This window comes from Streptomyces sp. NPDC046862 (assembly GCF_040704615.1).
Taxonomy (GTDB): domain Bacteria; phylum Actinomycetota; class Actinomycetes; order Streptomycetales; family Streptomycetaceae; genus Streptomyces.
Genome location: NZ_JBEYXP010000037.1, coordinates 24,640 through 47,865, shown reverse-complemented (window position 1 = coordinate 47,865; position 23,226 = coordinate 24,640). Strand labels below are relative to the sequence as shown.

Annotated in this window: 18 protein-coding genes; 8 read left to right on the top strand and 10 right to left on the bottom strand. The window is 70.0% G+C overall.

Annotation, left to right across the window (positions count from 1 at the left end; all coding sequences use genetic code 11):
• Positions 1–23 precede the first annotated feature (23 nt).
• The 7 genes from AB0959_RS33760 to AB0959_RS33730 all read right to left on the bottom strand — a co-directional run bounded on the left by AB0959_RS33760 (position 24) and on the right by AB0959_RS33730 (position 11,745).
• A complete protein-coding gene (locus AB0959_RS33760; protein WP_366830517.1) occupies positions 24–1,457 on the bottom strand; it encodes an FG-GAP-like repeat-containing protein in 1,434 nt (477 codons plus the stop codon).
• 205 nt (positions 1,458–1,662) lie between these two features.
• Positions 1,663–3,141 (bottom strand): FG-GAP-like repeat-containing protein, encoded by a 1,479-nt coding sequence (locus AB0959_RS33755; RefSeq protein ID WP_366830516.1) that lies wholly within the window; start codon positions 3,139–3,141, stop codon positions 1,663–1,665.
• 194 nt (positions 3,142–3,335) lie between these two features.
• Positions 3,336–4,811 (bottom strand): FG-GAP repeat protein, encoded by a 1,476-nt coding sequence (locus tag AB0959_RS33750; protein ID WP_366830515.1) that lies wholly within the window; start codon positions 4,809–4,811, stop codon positions 3,336–3,338.
• An 81-nt stretch (positions 4,812–4,892) separates the two neighbouring features.
• Positions 4,893–6,296: an FG-GAP-like repeat-containing protein gene (locus AB0959_RS33745; protein WP_366830513.1), complete on the bottom strand. Its 1,404-nt coding sequence runs from the start codon at positions 6,294–6,296 to the stop codon at positions 4,893–4,895.
• A gap of 106 nt (positions 6,297–6,402) precedes the next feature.
• Entirely contained in the window at positions 6,403–7,692 is a 1,290-nt protein-coding gene (locus AB0959_RS33740) for a VCBS repeat-containing protein (protein WP_366830512.1), read from the bottom strand.
• Between the two features lie 151 nt (positions 7,693–7,843).
• On the bottom strand, positions 7,844–9,337 hold the full coding sequence (locus tag AB0959_RS33735; protein WP_366830511.1) for a lanthionine synthetase LanC family protein: 1,494 nt from the start codon (positions 9,335–9,337) through the stop codon (positions 7,844–7,846).
• Positions 9,338–9,432: 95 nt separating this feature from the next.
• On the bottom strand, positions 9,433–11,745 hold the full coding sequence (locus tag AB0959_RS33730) for a heterodisulfide reductase-related iron-sulfur binding cluster (RefSeq protein ID WP_366830510.1): 2,313 nt from the start codon (positions 11,743–11,745) through the stop codon (positions 9,433–9,435).
• 766 nt (positions 11,746–12,511) lie between these two features.
• Between AB0959_RS33730 and dnaK the strand changes: the two genes are divergently transcribed.
• From dnaK to AB0959_RS33710, 4 genes are read left to right on the top strand one after another with little or no spacing between them, the layout of a single operon-like run.
• Complete coding sequence (gene dnaK, locus AB0959_RS33725; protein ID WP_366830509.1) at positions 12,512–14,386, top strand: molecular chaperone DnaK; 1,875 nt, start codon at positions 12,512–12,514, stop codon at positions 14,384–14,386.
• Entirely contained in the window at positions 14,383–15,054 is a 672-nt protein-coding gene (grpE, locus tag AB0959_RS33720; protein ID WP_366830507.1) for a nucleotide exchange factor GrpE, read from the top strand. Before dnaK ends, grpE begins: the two co-directional genes overlap by 4 nt.
• A gap of 33 nt (positions 15,055–15,087) precedes the next feature.
• A complete protein-coding gene (gene dnaJ / locus AB0959_RS33715) occupies positions 15,088–16,269 on the top strand; it encodes a molecular chaperone DnaJ (RefSeq protein ID WP_366830506.1) in 1,182 nt (393 codons plus the stop codon).
• A gap of 4 nt (positions 16,270–16,273) precedes the next feature.
• Positions 16,274–16,726: a helix-turn-helix domain-containing protein gene (locus AB0959_RS33710; RefSeq protein ID WP_366830505.1), complete on the top strand. Its 453-nt coding sequence runs from the start codon at positions 16,274–16,276 to the stop codon at positions 16,724–16,726.
• 83 nt (positions 16,727–16,809) lie between these two features.
• Here the strand turns inward: AB0959_RS33710 and AB0959_RS33705 are convergent, their stop codons facing one another.
• From AB0959_RS33705 to AB0959_RS33695, 3 genes are read right to left on the bottom strand one after another with little or no spacing between them, the layout of a single operon-like run.
• Complete coding sequence (locus AB0959_RS33705; RefSeq protein WP_366830504.1) at positions 16,810–18,534, bottom strand: PA14 domain-containing protein; 1,725 nt, start codon at positions 18,532–18,534, stop codon at positions 16,810–16,812.
• Positions 18,535–18,583: 49 nt separating this feature from the next.
• Positions 18,584–18,799 carry a DUF397 domain-containing protein gene (locus AB0959_RS33700; protein WP_366830503.1) on the bottom strand — a complete coding sequence of 72 codons (216 nt, stop codon included), beginning with the start codon at positions 18,797–18,799 and terminating at the stop codon, positions 18,584–18,586.
• A 9-nt stretch (positions 18,800–18,808) separates the two neighbouring features.
• Entirely contained in the window at positions 18,809–19,690 is an 882-nt protein-coding gene (locus AB0959_RS33695; RefSeq protein WP_366830502.1) for a helix-turn-helix transcriptional regulator, read from the bottom strand.
• 232 nt (positions 19,691–19,922) lie between these two features.
• Between AB0959_RS33695 and AB0959_RS33690 the strand changes: the two genes are divergently transcribed.
• The 4 genes from AB0959_RS33690 (at position 19,923) to AB0959_RS33675 (ending at position 23,094) form a co-directional block, all read left to right on the top strand.
• Positions 19,923–20,357, top strand: coding sequence for an ATP-binding protein (locus AB0959_RS33690; protein ID WP_366830501.1), 435 nt, complete (start codon positions 19,923–19,925; stop codon positions 20,355–20,357).
• Between the two features lie 146 nt (positions 20,358–20,503).
• The gene (locus AB0959_RS33685; RefSeq protein WP_366830500.1) at positions 20,504–21,088 is read left to right on the top strand and encodes a Uma2 family endonuclease; all 585 of its coding nucleotides are present in this window, start codon (positions 20,504–20,506) and stop codon (positions 21,086–21,088) included.
• An 88-nt stretch (positions 21,089–21,176) separates the two neighbouring features.
• Positions 21,177–21,677 carry a hypothetical protein gene (locus tag AB0959_RS33680; RefSeq protein WP_366830499.1) on the top strand — a complete coding sequence of 167 codons (501 nt, stop codon included), beginning with the start codon at positions 21,177–21,179 and terminating at the stop codon, positions 21,675–21,677.
• 271 nt (positions 21,678–21,948) lie between these two features.
• Positions 21,949–23,094, top strand: coding sequence for a substrate-binding domain-containing protein (locus AB0959_RS33675; RefSeq protein ID WP_366830498.1), 1,146 nt, complete (start codon positions 21,949–21,951; stop codon positions 23,092–23,094).
• The last annotated feature ends 132 nt before the right edge of the window (positions 23,095–23,226 follow it).

Here is a 23,226-nt window from a genome sequence, read left to right as displayed (position 1 = left end):
TCTCCAGGTGGGGGAGGGGGCGGTCAGCCCGCGAGGACGTCGCCGAAGTACGCGTCGCCCGAAGGGCCGCCCAGCGTCGTGCCGTTGAAGGACTTGGAGCCGGTGGCGGTGATGCCGGAGGCGGTGGACTTGAAGAGCCAGACCGCGCCGGCGCCGGAGTTCTCGGCCTCGGCGCTCGCGACGAGTTCCGCGCGGCCGTTGCCGTCGGTGTCGGTGAGCTGGACCGCACTGCCGAAGTTGTCCAGGCGCTCGGCCGTGCCGGGGACACCCGAGGTGTTCTGGGTGAAGACCTTGGCGCCGCTGCCCGTCAGACCGGACGCCGAGCCGCGCAGGACGGCGAACGAGCCCGCCTTGTACACCGAACCGACGGCCTCGTTCTCGATGCCGACCGCGACGTCCGCGTATCCGTCGCCGTTCACGTCGCCCGCCGACAGGCTCGAGCCGAACCCGTCACCCTTCTCGGCGGTGCCGGGCACGCCCGTGGTGTCCTGGGTGATGCGGACCGGGGTGCGCGTGCTCAGGCCGGTGGACGCGCCGTACGTCACCGTGACCGCGCCGCCGAGGCCGCCGTTCGGCTCGTCGGTGGACTTCTCCATGAAGTTGCCGGTGACGATGTCGCCGTAACCGTCCTTGTCGACGTCCGCGATGACCGCGTCGTAGCCGCCCGCGACCTTGCTGCCCGCCGTCAGTCCGGTGGCCGAGCCCTTGTAGAGGACGCTGCGGGTGCGGTAGCCGTCGGTGATCTCCTGCTGGCCCATGACGAGGAGGTCCGTCTTGCCGTCGCCGGTGACGTCGCCCGCGACGAGCTTGTCGCTGTTGATGCCGGTCTGATCGTAGGTGTCGATGCCGACGAGTCCCGTCGCCTTGCCGGTGCGGGAGATCGGGCCCTTGAAGACGTTCAGCTCGGGGAAGGCGATGTTGGCGGCGGCCAGGTCGGTGTCGCCGTCGCCGTCGAAGTCGCCGGTGGCCACGGACCAGCCGAGTTCGTTGCGGTTCTCGGGGAGGGGAGAGGTGATGTCGGTGGCTGTCTTCAGGCCGTCGGCACCGCCCCAGACGACCGTGATCGCGCCCGACTCGTCGGTGGAGCCGATGTGCTCGCCGTGGACTCCCACGATCAGGTCCGTGTAGCCGTCGTCGTCCAGGTCGCCGGTGGTCAGGCGGTCGCCGAAGTAGTCGTACGACTCCGGAGTGCCGGGGATGCCGGTGGTGGCCTGGCTGATGATCTGGCGCTTGGTGGTGTCCAGGCCGCTCGCCGTGCCGTAGACGATCGCGACGTAGCCCGCGCCGGACCTGCCGCCGGCCTTGGCGATGGGCGCGGAGATCGCGATGTCGCGGTAGCCGTCGCCGTTGAAGTCGCCCTGAAGACCCGAAGGCGCGGCCGAGGCCGTGGTGGTCGGGAGGGCGGTGAGGAGGCCGGTGGTGAGGGTGGCGGCCAGGAGCAGGGTGCGCTTGCGCAAGGAGTTCTCCAGGTGGGGAGGGGCCCGCGACCCGCTCGGAACGCCGGCGGCGAATCCGCCGGGTGAGACCAATTGGCTTCTCAGTCCCGGCGACACGCCGCATTCACGGTGTGTCGCCGGGACTTTGGAGCCAATTGGCGACCGACGGCAGGGAGAGCGCCGACAGCGACCAGGGGGTGCGGGTCCGACTCGTGGGCGGGCTGGGTCAGTTGGCGGCGTTGCCGCCGAACACCGGGGACGCGTCCGTGGAGACGCCGACCGCGGACGTCGACAGCGAGCGCGAGCCCGTCGCCGTGATCTTCGTGCCGCTGGAGGGCAGGTAGACCACCGAGCCGTTGCCGCCGTTCTCGCCGTACGCGCCGACCGTCAGGTCCGCCTTGCCGTCGCCCGTGACGTCGGTGAGCTTCACCTCGGAGCCGAAGAAGTCGTCCTTCTCGTCCGAGCCGGGGACACCGGCGGTGGACTGGGCGAAGTACTGGTATCCGGAGCCGGTGTTCAGGCCCGAGGCCGAGCCGTAGAGGACCGTCACCGCGCCCGTGTTGACGACGCCGTTCAGGTTCTCGCCGGCCGCGGCGACCACCAGGTCCTGGAAGCCGTCGCCGTTGACGTCACCGAGGGAGACCTCGTTGCCGAAGAAGTCGCCGCGCTCCGAGGTGCCGGGCACGTTGCCCGTGTTCTGGGTCACGGAGGTCTCCCCGGCCGGGCCGTCGGCCGAGCCGTAGACGACGTGGACCTTGCCGCCGGTGGCGGACTCGGGCACGGACGGGACGTCCGGGTCGTTGGAGGGGTCCCACTCCTCGCCGGTCACGATGTCGCCGTAGCCGTCGCCGTTGATGTCACCGATACCCGTGATGAGGCCGGGGCTCAGCTTCCGCGCGGACGACGCGCTCAGGCCGGAGGCCGTGCCGGGGACGTAGTAGTTGGCGTTCCAGCCCTCGGCGCTGTCGGTCTCGAAGCCGTCGACGATCAGGTCGGTCCGCTTGTCGCCGTTGATGTCGCCGGCGGTGAGCACGAACGGGCCCGTGCCGTCGCCGGACATGAGGGGCGTCTTGACGGTGTAACGGCCGCCCGCCGTGCCGGACCTGCTGATGCCGTCCCTGAACACGTAGACCGTGCTCGACGTGGAGCCGACCGCGAGGTCCTCCGTGCCGTCGCCGTCGAAGTCGCCCGCGGCCAGGGACTTGCCCCACCTGTCGTGGGAGGAGGGAGCCGGGTCGGCGAGGGTCGTACCGCCGGACAGGCCGCTCGACGAACCCCACAGGATCGCCACCGTGCCGCCGTCCGTGTCGCCGCTGACGTCCTCCAGGTCCGCGGTCACGGCGAGGTCGTCGTATCCGTCGCCGTCGAAGTCGCCGTACGCGCTGCCCCAGCCGAAGCCGTCGTTGGTCTCGGCGCTGCCGGGCACACCGGCGGTGTTCTGGCTGACCGTGGTGCGCTTGGCGGACGTCACACCGCTCGCCGAGCCGTACAGGGCGACGATCTGGCCGGCGCCCTTCTTGCCGCCGACCGTGGCGTTTCCGGCCGAGAACGCTACGTCGCCGTAGCCGTCGTTGTTGAAGTCCGCCTCGTGGTGGTGGACCGAGTCGGCCGCCGTCGCCGACGCGGCCGAGAACGTGAGCAGACCGCCTGTCAGCGTGGCCGCGGTGGCCGTCGCGAGGGCGAGTCGCAGGTACTGCTTGTGCATGCGGGAATCTCCTGCGGCATGCGGGACGCCTGACCGGCGTCCACAGTCAATGGGGTGCCGCGCCGCCTCGTGTTCGCCCGGAGTTCGCCTGGACGTGGTGAGACGGTCGGCTAACAGGAGACCCACAGAGATGCAGGAGGGTTGTACAGGAGTTCGAGGAACTTTCCGTGGCTGGTAGGACTACCTGCCGAGTACTACCGGCCGAGCACCCCTCCGTACCCCACCGCCGCCCCCGACACCCCCAGCTTCGCCGGCGTGAGGGACACGGCCGCCAGGCGTGGGGCGTCGCCCGCGGACGGGCGGTACCAGACGCCGCCGGAGCTCCCCGCGGCGGAGCCGCTGTTGGACACGGTCTCGCCGGGCGCCCCGATCACCTCGTCCCCGTACCGCACACCGTCGTACGACGCCGACGTCACCGCCGCGCCGAATAGGTCGCCCGCCTCCGCCGTGCCCGGGACCCCGGAGCTGTTCTGGGTGAAGGACGGGCCGGTGAGCACGCCGTCCGCGTCCGCCTGGAGTTCCCAGTACGCGCCCGCCCTGGCCGCCGATCCCACCGCCTCGTGGCTCGCGCCCGCGAGGAGCCCGTCGCGCTCGCCGCCGTCGAGGTCGGCCACGGCGAGGGCGGCGCCGAAGTTGTCCTCGGACTCGGCAGTGCCGCCCACGCCGGGGGAGGACTGCGTGGTGCAGGTGCGGCGGCCGCCCAGCGTGCTGTCCGGGGCGCCGTACACCACCGCGATCGCGCCGCCGAGGACGTCCTCGCAGTACGTTCCGTCGGCCTCCGGGTCTGAGTGGACCTGGCCGATCGCGAGGTCCGCCCGGCCGTCGCCGTCGAAGTCGCCCGCCGCCAGGGCCGTACCGAAGTCCGAGGAGGCCCACAGCGTCTTCCAGGTGCCGGAGGCCAGCGTGCGGACGCGCGTGCCCGAGCTCTCCATGCCCTGGTACGTCACCGCCAGGTCGTCCGTGCCGTCGCCGTCGAGGTCCGCGCTGGTCAGGGCGCGGGCGTCGCCGAAGTCGTAACCCTCGACCAGTTCCACGGGCGCGGCCGTGGTGAGCGGGCCGGGGCGCAGGAGGGTCGAGTCGCCCTCCTCGCCGTCGACGCCGAGCACCAGGTCCTGGTCGCCGTCGCCGTCGTAGTCCCCGGCGGTGAGGAGCCGGCCGAGCTGTTGCTCCTCCTGGCCCTTGGCCACCGTGAGCCCCGACTTCAGGCCCCTCGCGGAGCCCCACAGCACGTAGGCGGCGCCCTCGTGGGTGGTCGAGGTGTCGGTGACCTGCTCGCCGGGGGCCGAGACCGCGAGGTCCGCGAACCCGTCGTCGTCGAAGTCAGCGGCCTGCACGGCGTACCCGAACCGGTCGCCCGCCTCGGCCGTGCCGGGGATGCCCGTCGACGCCTGGCTGACCTTGGTGGCGGAGCCGCCGAGCCCGTCCGCCGATCCCCACAGGATGTGGACGAAGCCGGCCTTCGCCCTGCCGTCGGCCGTACCGCCGGGGACGCCGACCGCGAGGTCCGCGTAGCCGTCGCCGTTGAAGTCGCTGCGGACGCCGGGGGCGGCGCTGGCCGAGGGGGCGGCCAGGGTCGCGTACAGGGCGAGGGCCGTGGTCACGCCGAGGACGGCGACGGGCACGGCTCTTCGCGCGGGGACGTGGAGCGGGTTGCGCTTGTGCTGTGGCACGGGGGCTCCAACTCAACTACGAGGGAGGGAGAGAGGTGAGGCGAGGCGAGGTGAGAGGGGCCTGCGGGGTGGTGGCGGGCGTCAGTGGAGGACGGTGCCGAACTGGCGGCCCGCGCCGCCGAGGCCGAAGTCGGAGCCGTTGAAGGAGGTCGCGTTCGAGGTGGTCAGGCCGGAGGTCGAGCCGCGCAGGACCCAGACCGCGCCCGCGTCCGCCGTCGTGCCAATGTCCTCGCCGTTCGCGCCGATGGCAAGGTCCGCGCGGCCGTTCTTGTTGATGTCCTTGAGCCGCACGGCCGAGCCGAAGTGGTCGTCGGGCTCGGCGGTGCCGGGCACGCCGGAGGTGGCCTGGTGCCAGGAGGCGCCGCCGTGGTCGAGCTCGCCGGTGCCGCCCTTGAGGACGACGACGTTGCCGGTGCGGGCGACCGTGCCGACGGTCTCGCCGGGGACGCCGACCGCGATCTCCGGGTATCCGTCGCCCGTCACGTCGGCGGCGGAGACCGAGGCGCCGAAGCGGTCACCCGTCTCGGCCGTGCCGGGGACGCGGGCGCTCGACTGGTTGTAGGTGCGCTCGGGCCAGTCGTCCGCGTCCAGGCCGGAGGCGTTGCCCGGCCAGAGGTGGATCTCCCCGCCGTTGACCGAGTCGGGGTCGCCGAGGACCACGTCGTCGTATCCGTTCCGGTCGAGGTCGGCGACGGCCACCGCCGCCTCGTCGACGCTCGTCCCGTCGGAGCTCTGGTGCAGGCTGTCGTAGCTGTAGCCGAGGTCTCCCGGGCCGCCCTTGAGGTACCCGGCGTAGCCGTGCCCCGTCGCGCCCTTGCCGTACAGCACGTAGTCACTGCCCTGGGTGCCGGAGAAGTGGCCGCCCACGACGCCGTCGAGCGTCACGCCGTCGGGCAGGAAGTCGACCTCCGGGCCCAGCGCGGCACCGTCGGGCACGCCGTCGGCCCACCACCAGAAGCGGTGTGCGGAGACGACGACGAGGTTTCCGCTGCCGTCGCCGTCGAGGTCCACGAACGAGGCGCCCTCACCGAAGCGGACGTCCTCCGCGCCGGGCGCGTTGAGGACCATGCCACCGGTGGTGAAGCCGCTCGCACCGCCCCACACGATCGTCACCGAGCCGTCCGGCTTCCCGGTGACCTTCTCGCCGGGCGCGCCCACGATCAGGTCCGCGTAGCCGTCGCCGTTCACGTCGGCGCTGGTCACGTTCTCGCCGAACTCGTCCTCGGCCTCGGTGGTCCCGGGCACGCCGGAGGTGTTCTGCGTGACGGTGACGGACTTCGCGGGGCTCACGCCGGAGGAGGAGCCGAAGGTCACGGTCACGGCGTTCGCCCTGGGCGTGCCGATGGCGAGGTCGCGGTAGCCGTCGCCGTTGAAGTCGTCCTTGAGGGATGACGCGGCGGACGCGGTTCCGGCCAGCGGCAGGGTCAGTCCCGCCGCGGCCAGCGCACCGGTACACACGGCCACGAGCAACGTCTTCGCACGCATCAGCACACTCCCCGAACTGGGCGTTTCCTGGCCTGTCCTGGCCTGTTCCTGGGTGTGACTCGTGGGGCGTACGAAGGGTTGTGTGCGGGTGGCCTGCGGGTGAACGTCAGCCGGTGCCCGACAGGAACTCGGACGTCGAGAACGTGACCTGCGGCTCGGCGGCCAGCACCCCGCTCTTGCGACCCGGATACACCGCGACCGTGTCCTTCGTCTCGCCCCGGTAGGTGCGCACGGCCAGGTCGGCCCGCCCGTCCCCGGTGAGGTCGGTGACCACCAGGACGCGGGTCGTGCCGGTGGCGGGAGGCTTCACCGTGACGACGGCGGAGGCGGACAGCCCGCCCGTACGACCCCGGAAGACCCTCAACCGCGAGCCGCTGGAGAGGAGTTCGTCGAACCCGTCGCCGTCGAAGTCGCCCGTGTCGAGGACCGTGCCGGGCACGTCGAGCGAGCCGCGCGCGGTGGCCCCCGGGCCGGCGAGGTCGTACCGCAGGGACGTTCCGCCCTGGGAGCCGATCGCGGCGTCGAGCGCGGACTTGCCCCTGCCGAAACGGCCGAAGGCGACGTCGGCGCCCTTGGGGAGGGCGAAGCCGGTGCGGGCCGGGCCGTTCGCGCCGCCGTACACGACGCTCGACGGGGACGCGCCGCCGTCCTCACGGACCAGCAGGTCGTCGTAGCCGTCGCGGTTGACGTCGACCGCGGGGCCGGTCGGGACGTTGCCGGGCGCGACGAGCGGCTGCCCCGCCGCGCGCGGGGCGCCCTTGCGGGTGAACGGGCCCCGCAGGAACGTGAGCCGGCTGGCCGAGGCGTGCAGGACCAGGTCGTCTCGGCCGTCTCCGTCGAAGTCACCGCACACCGGCTGGTCGGACCAGTCGTTGCCGACCCGGGCACGCGCGGGGACGGCGAGCTTGACCGCCTTGCCCGTCAGGCCCCCCGGCGAGCCGAACAGCACCTGGAGGGGTACGGGCGGCTGCCCCTGACCGTCGTACGGCGGGTCGGTGGAGACCACGAGGTCGGTGAAGCCGTCCTTGTCGAGGTCGCAGCTCGCCTCCGCGTCGAAGACGGCCGGGAGTTGGCCGTCGGTGGCGGCTGCCTGCCTGGCGGGGCTGAGCAGTTGACGCGCGCCGGGTCTCAGTCCGTCCTGCGAGCCGTACACGATCCCGATGCCGGCGTCGTCCGCGTGGCTCTGCTGCTTGACGAGGTCGTTCAGGACGAGGTCACGGTGGCCGTCGCCGTTGAAGTCGTCGGAGACCTTGCTGCCGTCCCCGCGCGGCACGGGCACCCGCGCGTGCGCCTTCGCCACGGTCACGGGGCCGGGCTTCTTCGCGGCGTCGTCGCCGTGTTCCGTGGATCCGCAGGCGGTGAGGAGGGCGCATCCGGCCGTGAGAGCCGCCGCCACCCGCATACCTGATGTTCGCCCGCGCACCGTACCGTCCACCCCATCCGCACCGCTGACAACGACCGAGCCATCATGCACATGTTCGAGAGATGCGGTAAGGGGCGGGTGCGTCAACTGTCTCCGCGCGCGGCGGGGCCGCGTATGCGCGTCTTTACCGTGGGGGCCGCAGGGACCGCAGGGACCGCAGGGTCTGCAGGGTCTGCGGCGACCTGCTGGGCCCGGGCTCATGAGGCGCCGCAGCCGTGACGCGCAGGTACGCCGGCACCGCCCACCACTGGTCCGGGCGGTCCACCACCGGTGCGTCCGGGCCGGTCTCGATGAACCGGGCGAGGCGGAGGAGGTATGCCGCGATGCCCGCCGCGCCCTGCATCCACGTCGTGCCCGGGGGCAGGAGCGGTGGGTCCTTTCGGTGTTCCAGGAAGCGCCAGCGGGCGCCCGCCTCGTCGCGGACGGCCCGCTCCACCAGCGCGTCGCCCATCGTGCGTGCCGCACGCAGGAGGGTTTCCGCCGTCGCCGTCGCCGTCGCCGTCGCCGTCGCCCCGCGGTCCCGCGCCGCGCAGTCCTGCGCCGCGTCCAGAAGTACGTCCCCCACGCCCGCCGTTCCGCAGCAGCGGCCGTCGTTGTCCCAGAAGCCGGGGCGCAGGCGCTCCGGTACTCCCGAGGTGAGGATCGAGGTCAGGCAGCGCTGCCGCAGCTCGCCGACGTCGAGGCCCGCCACCTCGGTCACGCCCGCGTGCGACAGCGCGGCGAACAGGTGCGAGGTGCCCGCCGGGCCGTGGCACCAGGTGTAGGTCACCGGCTCCACCTCCCGCTTCGACGGCGGGATGGTGTGCGGGACGATGAATCCGCCGCCCTCCAACGAGCCCACCGACAGCACGTGCTGGGCTCCCCGCACCGCCGCCTCGACGAAGTCCTCCCGCCGCAGCGCCGCACCCGCCACCGCCAGCGCCGCGGCCACCCCGGCGGTGCCGTGCGAGTAGTTCGGTGCCCTCCACTGCGTGTCCGCCGCTATCCCCCAGTCCAGGCCCGCCTCCGTCCGGTCGGCCACGCGCAGCAGGGCCTCACCGCCCGTCGTCGCGATCGCCTCCGCGAACTCACCGCCCGCCCAGACCGCCGTCAGCACCACGCCGGCGGTGCCCATGATGATGTCGTTGAGGGGCGCGTCGGAACCCGGTTCGAAGTCGACGGTGGTCTTCCAGCCCTCGGGGGTCGCCAGATCGGCCAGCCGCCGCAGTGGGATCGACTCCTCGCCCGGGGCCAGCAGTTTCAGCGCCATGGCGTCGCCCGCCAGGCCGTCGTACAGCGATGGTTCCGTCCTGCCGAGTGCCTGCGCCTGTGCCGACAGCCTGGTCACGATGCCGGTCGCCAGGGTCCGCTCGCTCGCGCTCAGCTCCCGGTACCGCCCGATCTCCGCCAGCACGGGGGCGAGGCCCGCGATCCCCGCGTACAGCGTGTCGCGGTCCTTGGCGGGGACGACCATGTCCTGGCCGTCATCCGTCATGACCGTGTCTTGGCCGTCCTCCGTCACCGCCTCCGGCAGCCACGGACCCTCGTCCTCGCGCACCTGGTCCAGCACCCATGCCCAGGCGGCCTCGCCCAGTTCCCGGTACGCATCCAGTTCCCGGCACGCGTCGTTCGTCGCCATCCGGCAGACGCTACAACCGCGGGTTCCCGTGGCGGAATGCCGACGCCCCCTGTCCGGGAAGGACAGGGGGCGTCGCAAACCACAGCCGGGGACGGTTACTTCACCGGTGCGGGCTCCGGCTCGTTCTCACTGTCCGACGAGCCCGCCGGGGGCTCGCCGTCGTCCTCCTCCGGCTCCGGGGTCTTGACGGAGTCGAGCAGCAGCTGGGCGACGTCGACGACCTGGATGGACTCCTTGGCCTTGCCGCCCGCGGCGGAGCCGCTTTCAGCTGCGGCCTTCTTGCCGTTGACGGAGTCGGTCAGCATGACGAGGCAGAACGGGCAGGCAGTGGAGATGATGTCGGGGTTCAGCGACAGCGCCTCGTCGACACGCTCGTTGTTGATGCGCTTGCCGATCCGCTCCTCCATCCACATCCGCGCGCCACCGGCGCCGCAGCAGAAGCCGCGTTCCTTGTGGCGGTGCATCTCCTCGTTGCGGAGGCCCGGGACCTTGCCGATGATCTCGCGCGGGGGCGAGTAGATCTTGTTGTGGCGGCCCAGGTAGCACGGGTCGTGGTAGGTGATGATGCCCTCGACCGGCGTGACCGGGATGAGCTTGCCCTCGTCCACCAGGTGCTGGAGCAGCTGGGTGTGGTGGATGACCTCGTAGTCGCCGCCGAGCTGCGGGTACTCGTTGCCGAGGGTGTTCAGGCAGTGCGGGCAGGTCGCGACGATCTTCTTCGCGGACTTGGGCTTCTTGGTCGACTCGTCCTCGTCGTCCTCGCCGAAGGCCATGTTCAGCGCGGCGACGTTCTCCATGCCGAGCTCCTGGAACAGCGGCTCGTTGCCGAGGCGTCGTGCCGAGTCACCGGTGCACTTCTCGTCGCCGCCCATGATCGCGAACTTGACGCCCGCGATGTGGAGGAGTTCGGCGAAGGCCTTGGTGGTCTTCTTCGCCCGGTCCTCGAGGGCGCCCGCACAGCCGACCCAGTACAGGTAGTCGACTTCGGTGAGGTCCTCGATGTCCTTGCCGACGACCGGGATCTCGAAGTCGACCTCCTTGGTCCACTCAAGGCGCTGCTTCTTGGCGAGGCCCCAGGGGTTGCCCTTCTTCTCCAGGTTCTTGAGCATCGTGCCGGCCTCGCTCGGGAAGGCGGACTCGATCATGACCTGGTAGCGGCGCATGTCGACGATGTGGTCGACGTGCTCGATGTCGACGGGGCACTGCTCGACGCAGGCACCGCAGGTGGTGCAGGACCAGAGGACATCCGGGTCGATGACGCCGTTCTCCTCGAAGGTCCCGATGAGGGGCCGCTCGGCCTCGGCGAGGGCGGCCGCCGGGACGTCCTTGAGCTGCTCCTCGCTCGCCTTCTCCTCGCCCTCCATCGTCTTGCCGCCACCGGCGAGGAGGTACGGGGCCTTGGCGTGCGCGTGGTCGCGCAGCGACATGATCAGCAGCTTGGGCGAGAGCGGCTTGCCGGTGTTCCAGGCCGGGCACTGCGACTGGCACCGCCCGCACTCGGTGCAGGTGGAGAAGTCCAGCAGGCCCTTCCAGGAGTACTGCTCGACCTGGCTGACACCGAAGACGTCGTCCTCGCCCGGGTCGGTGAAGTCGATCGGCTTGCCGCCGGACGTCATGGGCTGCAGGCCGCCGAGGGCCGTCTCACCGGTCGCGTTCCGCTTGAACCAGATGTTCGGGAAGGCGAGGAAGCGGTGCCAGGCGACACCCATGTTGGTGTTGAGCGAGACGGTGATCATCCAGATCATCGTCGTGCCCAGCTTGATCATCGCGAACAGGTAGACCAGGTTCTGCAGCGTGGCGACGCTCAGGCCCTTGAAGGCGAGGACCAGCGGGTACGAGGCGAAGTACGCGGCCTCGAAGTGGTCCACGTCGTGCAGCGCCCCCTCAAGACCGCGCAGGACGTAGATGGCGAGACCGATGGTGAGGATGACGTACTCGACGAAGTACGCCTGGCCCATCTTCGACCCCGTGAACCGTGACTTGCGGCCCGGCCGCGAGGGCAGGTTCAGCAGGCGGATGACCATCAGCGTGCCGATGCCGAGGGTCGTCATCGCGGCGATGAACTCGATGTAGAGCTCGTACGGCAGGAACCCGCCGATGACCGGGAGCGTCCAGTCGGCCTGGAAGAGCTGGCCGTACGCGGTGATGATCGTCGGCGGCAGCGTCAGGAAGCCGATCGCGACGAACCAGTGCGCGATGCCGACGATGCCCCAGCGGTTCATGCGTGTGTGGCCGAGGAACTCGCGGACCAGCGTCACGCTGCGCGCGTAGGGGTTGTCGGTCCGGGCGCCGGCGGGCAGGGGCTGGCCGAGCTTGAAGTACCGGACGAACTGGCCGATGGCGCGTGCGAGCAGTGCGACGCCGACCACGGTCAGGACCAGCGACACGATGATCGCGGCGAGTTGCATTTGGGGGCTCCTCGGGCCTGCGAGGGGTTTCTCCGGGGCGGATCGCGGCTGGCCTCGGAGTCATTACTAAGCGGTAACTTATGCAGTCCGTCTGAGACTACCCACTTCTTGTGCCGCACTGTAGCCAGCGGGGCGGTGATCTGCGTCGCTGAGGGTTGCCTGAGTGGGCGTTCGCCCCAAATTGGTGCACATCGGATTAGGGTGGGGTGTGTGCGGTACGCGTGAGGCTCCGCCTGTGCCGATCCTCGCCCCCGCCGCCCCTACCCGTCCCATCCCCAGGGGCTCCGCCCCTTCAACCCCGCCAAGGGAGCTGCGCCCCCTGGACCCCCACCTTTTCGGGGCTCCGCCCCGGACCCCGTTCGGGCCGCGGGGGTCGCACGGCTTTCAGGGCCACGGGGGCCCGTGCGGCTTTCAGGGGCGCGGGGAGCTGCGCGACCAGCCCCCACCCACCCGCACGCAACCCGCCCACCCCGACCGCCCCCCTCGCGGGGGTCTCGCGGGGGTCTCGCGGGGGTCTCGCGGGGGTCTGGGGCGCAGCACCAGGGGACGGGGATGGGTAGGGGCGGCGGGGGCGGGAACCAGGGACGTGTCACCCCCGCGGTGGTTCGTCGCCAAGCCCGCGGCCTGGAAACCCGCAGGTCAGACCCACCTTGCGTGTAAGGAACAGATAAGAGTTGAGCGAGGGTGACTCAGGTCTGTTGACCCAGCGGCAAGCGTCATGCATGCTTGAGTCCGTTCCACTCAAGTCATCGCTGGAGGAATCGAAATGGCACGTGCGGTCGGCATCGACCTGGGCACGACTAACTCCGTCGTCAGCGTTCTGGAGGGCGGCGAGCCCACCGTCATCACCAACGCCGAAGGCGCCAGGACCACGCCGTCCGTCGTCGCCTTCGCCAAGAACGGTGAGGTGCTCGTCGGCGAGGTCGCCAAGCGCCAGGCGGTCACGAACGTGGACCGGACCATCCGCTCCGTCAAGCGTCACATGGGGACGGACTGGAAGATCGAGCTCGACGGGAAGCCCTTCAACCCGCAGCAGATCTCCGCGTTCATTCTGCAGAAGCTGAAGCGCGACGCCGAGTCGTACCTGGGCGAGAAGGTCACCGACGCGGTGATCACCGTCCCGGCGTACTTCAACGACTCGGAGCGTCAGGCCACCAAGGAGGCCGGTGAGATCGCGGGACTCAACGTCCTGCGCATCGTCAACGAGCCCACCGCCGCCGCCCTGGCGTACGGCCTCGACAAGGACGACCAGACGATCCTCGTCTTCGACCTCGGTGGCGGCACCTTCGACGTGTCGCTCCTGGAGATCGGTGACGGCGTCGTCGAGGTGAAGGCCACCAACGGTGACAACCACCTCGGTGGTGACGACTGGGACCAGCGCATCGTCGACTACCTGGTGCAGCAGTTCAAGGCCGGTCACGGCGTGGACCTCGCCAAGGACAAGATGGCTCTGCAGCGTCTGCGTGAGGCCGCGGAGAAGGCGAAGATCGAGCTCTCCAGCTCCACCGAGTCCTCGATCAACCTGCCCTACATCACCGCCTCCGCCGAGGGCCCCCTGCACCTCGACGAGAAGCTCACCCGCGCCCAGTTCCAGCAGCTCACCGCTGACCTGCTGGAGCGCTGCAAGACGCCGTTCCACAACGTCATCAAGGACGCCGGGATCCAGCTGAGCGAGATCGACCACGTCGTTCTCGTCGGTGGCTCCACCCGTATGCCCGCCGTCGCCGAGATCGTCAAGGAGCTGACCGGCGGCCAGGAGGCCAACAAGGGTGTGAACCCGGACGAGGTCGTCGCCATCGGCGCCGCTCTCCAGGCCGGTGTCCTCAAGGGCGAGGTCAAGGACGTTCTTCTCCTTGACGTGACGCCGCTGTCCCTCGGTATCGAGACCAAGGGCGGCATCATGACCAAGCTCATCGAGCGGAACACGACGATCCCGACCAAGCGGTCCGAGATCTTCACCACCGCCGAGGACAACCAGCCGTCCGTGCAGATCCAGGTCTACCAGGGCGAGCGCGAGATCGCGGCGTACAACAAGAAGCTCGGGATGTTCGAGCTGACCGGTCTGCCGCCGGCCCCGCGTGGCGTCCCGCAGATCGAGGTCGCCTTCGACATCGACGCCAACGGCATCATGCACGTGACCGCGAAGGACCTGGGCACGGGCAAGGAGCAGAAGATGACCGTCACCGGCGGCTCCTCGCTGCCGAAGGACGAGGTCGACCGCATGCGCCAGGAGGCCGAGCAGTACGCGGAGGAGGACCACCGCCGCCGCGAGGCCGCCGAGAGCCGCAACCAGGGCGAGCAGCTCGTCTACCAGACGGAGAAGTTCCTCAAGGACAACGAGGACAAGGTCCCGGGCGACGTCAAGACCGAGGTCGAGGCCTCCGTCGAGGAGCTGAAGGCCGCGCTCAAGGGCGAGGACACCGCCGAGATCCGTTCGGCCACCGAGAAGGTCGCCGCCGTCTCGCAGAAGCTGGGCCAGGCCCTGTACGCCGACGCCCAGGCCGGGCAGGCCGCGGGCGGCGAAGCCCCCGGTGCCGACGGCGGTGCTGACGCGGGTGCCGGTGCCAAGGCGGCCGACGACGACGTCGTCGACGCCGAGATCGTCGACGAGCCGCGTGAGCGGAAGGACGGTGCCGCGTGACGGAGGAGACCCCGGGCTTCGACGAGCAGCAGCCGCAGGCCGCGTCGCCGCAGCAGCCCGACGTCCCCTCCGGCGCGACCCCCGACGACGCCGAGTCGAAGGCCGCCCCCCAGGAAGGGGCGGCCCCGACCGGGGACGCAGGCGCACAGGCGGCACTGGTGGCGCAGCTCGACCAGGTTCGTACCGCGCTCGGTGAGCGCACCGCGGACCTGCAGCGCCTCCAGGCCGAGTACGCGAACTACCGCCGTCGCGTCGAGCGCGACCGGATCACGGTCAAGGAGATCGCCATCGCGAACCTCCTGACCGAGCTCCTGCCCGTGCTCGACGACATCGGCCGCGCGAGGGACCACGGCGAACTCGTCGGCGGATTCAAGTCCGTCGCCGAGTCGCTGGAGACCGTCGCCGCGAAGATGGGCCTGCAGCAGTTCGGCAAGGAGGGCGAGCCCTTCGACCCGACGATCCACGAGGCCCTGATGCACAGTTACGCGCCGGACGTCACCGAGACGACGTGCGTGGCGATTCTGCAGCCCGGGTATCGCTTCGGCGAGCGCACCATCCGCCCCGCGCGGGTGGCGGTGGCCGAACCGCAGCCCGGCGCCCAGACCGTCAAGTCCGACGAGGCGGAGACGGCCGACGACAAGGAGAGCGGTGGCCCGGACGAGGGCTGAGCTTGAACCAACGAGGAAGGAGGGGCGTCGAGGATGAGCACCAAGGACTTCATCGAGAAGGACTTCTACAAGGTCCTCGGCGTCCCCAAGGACGCCACCGAGGCCGAGATCAAGAAGGCGTACCGGAAGCTCGCCCGCGAGTTCCACCCGGACGCCAACAAGGGCAACGCCAAGGCGGAGGAGCGCTTCAAGGAGATCTCCGAGGCGAACGACGTCCTCGGTGACCCCAAGAAGCGCAAGGAGTACGACGACGCGCGCGCCCTCTTCGGCAACGGCGGATTCCGTCCGGGGCCGGGCGCGGGCGGCGGCTCGTTCAACTTCGACCTGGGCGACCTCTTCGGAGGCGGCCCCCAGGGCGGACAGGGAGCGGGCGGCTTCGGCGGCGGCATCGGTGACGTCTTCGGGGGACTCTTCAACCGCGGCGGCGCGGGCACGGGCACGCGTACGCAGCCAAGGCGCGGCCAGGACATCGACACCGAGGTCACCCTGAGCTTCACCGAGGCGGTGGACGGCGCGACCGTCCCGCTCCGGATGACCTCGCAGTCGCCCTGCAAGGCCTGCTCGGGCACCGGCGACAAGAACGGCACACCGCGTGTGTGCCCGACCTGCGTCGGCACCGGCCAGGTGGCGCGGGGCTCCGGTGGCGGCTTCTCGCTCACGGACCCCTGCCCGGACTGCAAGGGGCGCGGCCTCATCGCCGAGCACCCCTGCCTGGATTGCCAGGGCAGCGGCCGGGCGAAGTCGTCCCGGACGATGCAGGTGCGCATACCGGCCGGTGTCACGGACGGTCAGCGCATCCGGCTCCGCGGCAAGGGCGCGCCCGGCGAGCGGGGCGGACCGGCCGGCGACCTGTACGTCACGGTGCACGTCGACGCGCACCCGGTGTTCGGCCGCAAGGGCGACAACCTGACGGTGACGGTGCCGGTGACGTTCACGGAGGCGGCGCTGGGCGGCGAGATCCGCGTCCCCACGCTGGGCGGACCCCCGGTCACCCTGAAACTGCCACCGAGCACGCCCAACGGACGTACGATGCGCGCCCGGGGCAAGGGCGCGGTCCGCAAGGACGGCACCCGCGGGGACCTGTTGGTCACCGTCGAGGTGAGTGTCCCCAAGGACGTTTCGGGGAAGGCTCGTGACGCGCTCGAGGCGTATCGCGAGGCGACCGCGGGCGAGGACCCGCGGGCGGAGCTGTTCCAGGCCGCGAAGGGAGCTTGATGAGATGGACGGCCGTCGACGGAATCCGTATGAACTGACCGAGGAAACCCCGGTCTACGTCATCTCGGTGGCGGCCCAGCTCTCCGGCCTGCACCCGCAGACCCTGCGCCAGTACGACCGTCTGGGCCTGGTCTCGCCGGACCGCACGGCCGGCCGGGGCCGACGCTACTCGGCCCGCGACATCGAGCTGCTGCGCGCCGTCCAGCAGTTGTCGCAGGACGAGGGCATCAACCTCGCCGGCATCAAGCGCATCATCGAACTGGAGAACCAGGTCGCCGCGCTCCAGTCCCGCGTGGCGGAGCTTCAGGACGCGCTGGACGGCGCGGCGGCGACCATGCGTCAGCGCGAGGCCGCGGTGCACGCCTCGTACCGCCGCGACCTGGTCCCGTACCAGGAGGTCCAGCAGACGAGCGCGCTCGTGGTGTGGCGCCCGAAGAGGCAGCAGTCCTCGGACTGACGCCCCGCCGACCGCGCGAAGTCGAACGCGCGAAGGGGCCCGGAGGTTCAGCCGAACCTCCGGGCCCCTTCGTGTCGTTCAGGTCACTCGGCCGGTGCGGTGACCGCCCAGCCGTCCGCCGGGAGGGACTCGGTTCCGTCCGCGGCCACGGCCGTCAGCCAGTAGTAGGACGTGGTGCCGCGCTTCGCGCCGGTGTCGAAGTAATCGAAGGCACCGCTGGCGCGCTCGGCGATCCGCTCGTACGCGGAGGTGGCCGGGTTCCACCGGTAGACGCGGTAGCCGCCTGCCTGCTCCGGCTCGTCCTCGCCGAGCCCGTCCCACGTCAGCCAGTTCCCCTCGTCGCCGTCCGCGCGGTGCACGTTGAGGGAGAGCGGCGAGCCCTCGGGCGTCGGCACGCTCGGCGTCGTGTCGAGCTCGGTGGCGGTGACGGCCTGGGCGGTGCCGGTCCACTTGAAGGAGGAGTTGCCGGCGGCGTCGACGGCGTCGACGAAGAAGCAGACCTCGTCGGCGTCCGGGAGGGTGGTGTACGCGTACGAGGTGGTGTCGGCGTCCAGGTACTCCACCGGGCTGCCGGAGCAGACCCGCTCCTCACCTTCGTCGCCCCAGAGCTCACCCCGGTAGATGGTGTACCTGCTCAGGTCGGCGGCCGGATTCGCGTCCCAGTCCAGCTCGAAGCCGTACTGGGTCGGCGTGACCGTCAGCCCGGTGACGGCGGGCGGCGGGGTGCGGTCCCTGCGCTTGCCGCTGACGGCGACGGACCGCGCGGACTCGTTGCCCGCCGCGTCGAGAGCCGTCACGCGGTAGTAGTACGTCGTGCCCTCGGCGGCCGAGGTGTCCAGGTACGTGAGCTTGTCCGTGCTGCCGACCCTGGTGTACGAGCCGTTCGCGCTCGCGGCCCGGTACACGCGGTACGACGCCGCGTCCGTGCTCGCGGTCCAGCTGATCCGCAGTCCATCCGTCTCGGAGGCGGTGGCCGGTCCTGTGGGCGCGGCGGGCGCCGTCCTGTCGGCGGTCGTGACGGACTGGTCGGCGGTGCCGCCGGACTCGTTGCCCGCCTTGTCGTGGGCGCGGACCTCGTAGTAGTACGTCTCGCCGGTCACCGGCAGCGTGGTGTCGGTGTAAGAGGTGGAGGTTGTCTTCGCGAGGGGCGTGCTGCCGAAGGAGGTGCCCTTGAGCCGCCGATAGACGCGGTAACCGGAGAGATCCATCTCCTTGTTCGCCGTCCAGGACACCTTGGCATTGCCGCCCGCGCTGTCGTACGTGACCGACGCCCCCGTCGGCGTGAGGGGTTTGACCCTGTCGACGTCGGCGGAGGTGCGGGGCTTGTAGTCGAACGAGACGTTCGCGGCGCCGGTCCAGTTGACGAAGTCGACGCGGAGGGTGTGCCTGCCGGAGGGGACGGTGATGTCGATGGTCTTCTTCTGGGTGGTCGAGACGTTCTTCCAGAGGTTGACCTTGCGCTCGCCGTCCAGGTAGACGCGGATACCGTCGCGGGACTCGACGGGCAGGGCGAACGGGCCGCCCGAGCCGAAGTCCCGGGTAACGGTCCAGCGGACCCCGAAGTTGTTCTTCGGTAACCCGGAGGCCGGGGCGCCGGTCCCCCAGTCCTGGTCGATCTTCGAGTCACAGTCCGTCTTCCTCGGCGTACCGGAGAAGGCGGTGTTGGCGTAGAACTCCCGCTTGAAGACAGGGGATGTACACGTGCCGGCCGCGCTCGCGGCGGTGGCCGTGGCGGTCAGCAGACCGCCCGCGATGGTCAGTACGACGGCGCAGGCGGTCGCGGCGGTCATGGGTCTGGCCGGGTTCATGGGCTCCTGGGTCCTGATCGCTGGGCGGTCCGGGGAGGACCGCCGGTGATCAGGACTTGTGGAGGCGGCGGTTGGTTGTACGGGGAGGGCCCGCCTTCACGTGACACAGGAGCGCGGCGAGGCCCTGCGGGGCGGCGGCCAGGATGACGTCCGGGGTGTCGCTCTCGCGGAGGCGGATGGTTCCGTCGGGGGTGGTGGCCATGTACAGGCAGCTTTGCTCGGGGCCTCCACTGAACGAGGACTTCTGCCAGTTCAGTTCGGGCATCAGGGCCTCCTAGAGCGTGTAGAGCAAGTGCCGGATGAGGGCCAGCGAGTCCTTCACCGAGTGTGCTTCGGGGGCCAACGATACGTCGAGGGGATTGAGGGCGTTGTCGGCGAGCCGCTCGAACAACGTGCCGTACTGGTCGAGTTGTGCTGGCTCACGCAGGTAGTCGGTGGCCGTCGGGTGGTCGAGGACCACGGTGCCGAGCTGCGGTGTGCGAGGGATGACGTGGACGAAGTTTCCGCTGAGGGCCGCGTATGCCTGCGCGCTGAACGGATAGATCTGAATGGTCACGTGGGGCAGACGGGCCAACTCGATCAACCGCACCAACTGCTCGCGTACGACACGTGTGGTGCCGAACCTCATGTGCAGTGCGGCTTCGTGGAGCACGGCATGAACGGAAGGCGGGTTCTTGCCGGTGAGGATGTGCTGCCGCTCCATACGGAACTTCAGGGCCCAGTCGATGTTCTCGAACCCCAACTTGGGGCTGTTGAAGATGGCCCGCGCGTAATCGGCGGTCTGGAAGAGCCCCGGAATGAACAGCGACTCGTGCAACCGCAGTGATGCGGCCTGGTCCTCCAACTCGGCGAGGTTGAGCGCGCCGGGCCCCAGTTGCTTCTTGTACGCGCTCCACCATCCTTTGCCGGTCGCCTCGGACATGGACACCAGTGCGTCAATGTAGGGCTTGTCCGTGCAACCGTACGTGCGGCACAGCTCCAGCAGCCGTTCGGTCAGGATCGACGTACGGCCCAGTTCGATATGGCTGAGCTGTGCCCGGCTCATCCCGATGCGCTGGGCGGCTTCCGCCGCGTTCAACCCCGCCTGTTCGCGCAGTTGTTTGAGTTCGAATCCCAGGCGGCGCTGGCGTTCGCTGATGGTGGTGCGTAGTCCCACGGTTACTCCTTGGAGGCGTCCCCAAAGTCTGCACTGCGCGGGGTGGTTGGTCCATCAGGTTCCGTGAACAGGTTGAGATGTCTATCCCTGCTGCCTTACGGTGAGTGTGGAATCAGTCACGCACTGAAACCGCTCAACCACCCCTGCCCATAAGCCGACAGAGCACCCTCACGGGCGTCGCCATCGCCGGGCAACGGGAGTTCGGCCCTCACCCCCACAGGAGCCCCCGCCCATGAACCCCGCCCGTCACGCAGCCCACCGCCCCGTTCAACTCACCCACGAATACAGCCTGTTCGCCCCCGCCGACGCCACCGCGCCCCGCGTCTGCCGGGACTTCGTACGCGCCGTCCTCTTCACCCACGACCGGGAGCAGCTCGTCATGCCCGCCGCCCTGTGCACCTCGGAACTGGTCACCAACGTCCACCTGCACACCAAGGGCACCACCATGCTCCGCGTCCGCCTCACTCCCGCCCGTATCCACGTGAGCGTCTTCGACGAGAGCCCCGACCCGCCGGTCCTGGCGCACCCCGTCGCATCGGTGCCCGCCTGCTGGGGGCGCGGGCTCGCCATCGTCGCGGAGATGGCGGACAAGTGGGGTGTCGAGGGCGAGAGAGTCGGGCGGTACGCGAAGGGGGTGTGGTTCCAGCTCGGGCTCGCTGCCGGGTGAGTCGTTCCTGCATCACCAGTTCGAGTGAACCGAGTGCGTTTCCGCAGGTGAGCCCGTATGACCGCCTACCGTTACGGCGTTGCTTGTGCCCCGAGTGCATCCCACAGGAGAGGCCCGAGATCATGTCCGAGGCCAGGGCTGAATTCGTGAACAGACCTGACCTGGACGAGGTCCTGTGGCAGGCATGGAAGGACATGGAACTCCCCGAGGGCTACCGCGCTGAGATCATCGAGGTGTCGGCCGCTGGTCGCTTGTCCCACGCCCGGGTTGTCAACCGCCTACGCGACGCGCTGGAGCGTTTTCTTGGGGAGGGGGAGTGCGCCGCATATCAGGCCATGAACGTCATCTTCCGGCGCAAGGGGTGGATCCCCGATCTGTTCATCGCCCCGGAGGATCCGGAGCCGTGCGCGGACGAAGGCGGGCTCGGAGTCGATGCCGCAGCGGTCCGACTGGTCGCCGAGGTCGTCTCCCCGGGCAAGCGCAACCAGGACCGCGACCGTGTCCGCAAGCGCCGCGAGTACGCCCGCGCCGGCATCCCGGTGTACGTGATCATCGATGACCACGACGGCCGGGGAGCCGTCACCCTCTTCACCGGACCGCGCCCCGACCAGGCCGACTGGGAGGACATCCACCGTGTCCCCTACGGCACCGAGGTCGTCATCCCCGAAGGCCCCGCCAAGGGCTTCACCATCACCGAGGCGATCACGGGACCCGCCAGGGCCGAGAAGTAGTCGAAAGCGCGGCCGGGGTGAACCGTCCGGCCTCGAAGCGTGTCTCCCCAGGCGTTCGCGTACACCGCATCCCGGGAGGCACTCACCCATGGCCATGGTCGGACTGTTCTGGATCACGGAGACGTCCGTGTACGTCGGGGCCGAGCCCGCGGGGGGCGGGTGGAGCGTGCGGCTGACGGCCGACGGGCTGGAGGCGCTCGGGACCAATCAGCAGGGGGCCAAGTGGGCGTGGTCCGAGGTGCGGTCCGTCGGTGTGCACTGCGCGCCGGTGCGTTCCAGCGCGAAGTGGGTGGTGGGCGCCGTGGTGAACACGGTGCTGGACGTCGCGGCGGGCGGCGGTGACGTGCCGCCCCCCTTCGAGGTCCACGTCGAGGACGAGGACGGGACCACCGAGCTGGACACCTACAGCGCCGCGCTGCACGGGTACACCGAGACCGAGTACGAGCTGTCGGTCACGCTGCTCCAGCGGTTCGTGACGGGGATCGCCGATGTGTCGGCGCTGCAGGAGTGGGGCCGCGCGCATGCCGCTGCGGGCACGCCCAGGCGGCAGGAGCGGGAGGCGCTGCTGCGCGGGTGGATGGAAGCCTGAGGCGGGTCCGATACCTGGACGAAGTCGCCTTATCGGGGTGAAACGTCAGGGTCCGTTTGTGGAGCGCGCAGGGATACCCCTTGTTCCGGCCCTCGAAGTGGAGAACCTGAGTTCTACCCGCGTCACGGACCCTTTACTCTCTTCACACCGAGAACACAGAGCGCTGTTGTCATCTCGTTAAGTGGTTACTCCTTGACGCTCAGGTGAACACCGCGTTGGCTTTCACCCGTCCTGTGCGCAATGAAGCGTCCACGCCCGGAAGGCACGTGATGTGAACACCCGTAACACCCGTACCCGAATACGTCGTATCGCCCTGCGCCGAACGGCTGTCGCCGTGGCGGCGTCCGCCGCGGCCTTCTCGCTCGCCTCCTGCGGCGTCGTTGACGGCGTCGGCGACGAGAGCAAGGCGAGCCCCACCAAGGGCAACGACATCACGGTGGGCCTTCTGATGCCGGACAAGGAGACCGCGCGGTACGAGCAGTTCGACTACCCGATCTTCAAGGCGAAGGTCCTCGAGCTGACCGACGGCAAGGGGACGGTCCAGTACGCCAACGCCGAGAAGGACGCGAAGCAGCAGAACCGTCAGCTCGAGCAGATGGTGGCGGAGAAGGTCGACATCGTGGTCGTGGACGCCGTCGACTCCAAGGCCATCGCGAGCGCCGTCAAGAAGGCGAAGGACGCGGGGATCCCCGTCATCGCGTACGACCGGCTGGCCCAGGGTCCGATCGACGCGTACATCTCGTTCGACAACGAGCTCGTGGGCCAGGTGCAGGGCCGCGCCCTCGTCGAGAAGCTGGGCACCTCGGCCGCCAGCAAGATCGTCATGATGAACGGCTCGTCCACCGACCCGAACAGCGCGCAGTTCAAGGCCGGCGCCATGTCCGAGCTCCAGGACGCGGTGACGATCGCCAAGGAGTACGACACCAAGGACTGGGACCCGAAGAACGCCAAGGCCAACATGGAGAAGGCGATCGCGGCCGTCGGCCTCGACAACATCGCCGGTGTCTACGCGGCCAACGACGGCATCGCGGGCGCCGTCATCGACGCGCTGAAGACCGCCGGCGTCTCCAAGGTGCCGCCCGTCACCGGGCAGGACGCCGATCTGGACGCGGTGCGGCGAATCGTTTCTGGTGATCAGTACATGACCGTGTACAAGTCGTACCCGCAGGAGGCCGACGCCGCCGCCGAGATGGCCGTCGCCAAGATCCAGGGCCGCTCCATCGAGTTCGACGCCCTCACCCGCGACAAGGTCGACTCCCCGACCAACGAGAACATCCCGTCCCAGCTGGTCCCCGTGGTCGCGCTGACCAAGGAGAACATCGAGGACACGGTCGTCAAGGACGGCATCTACACCGTCAAGCAGATCTGCACGTCCAAGTACCGGTCGGCCTGCCAGGAGATCGGGCTGCTGAAGTAGCCGTGGGGCTGTCGCCCCCGCCGCCCCTCCCCGTAGACGCGACCAATTGGCTCCTCAGTCCCGGCGACACGCCACATTCACGGCGTGTCGCCGGGACTCGCGAGCCAATCGGTGACCGCCCCCGCCCCCCGC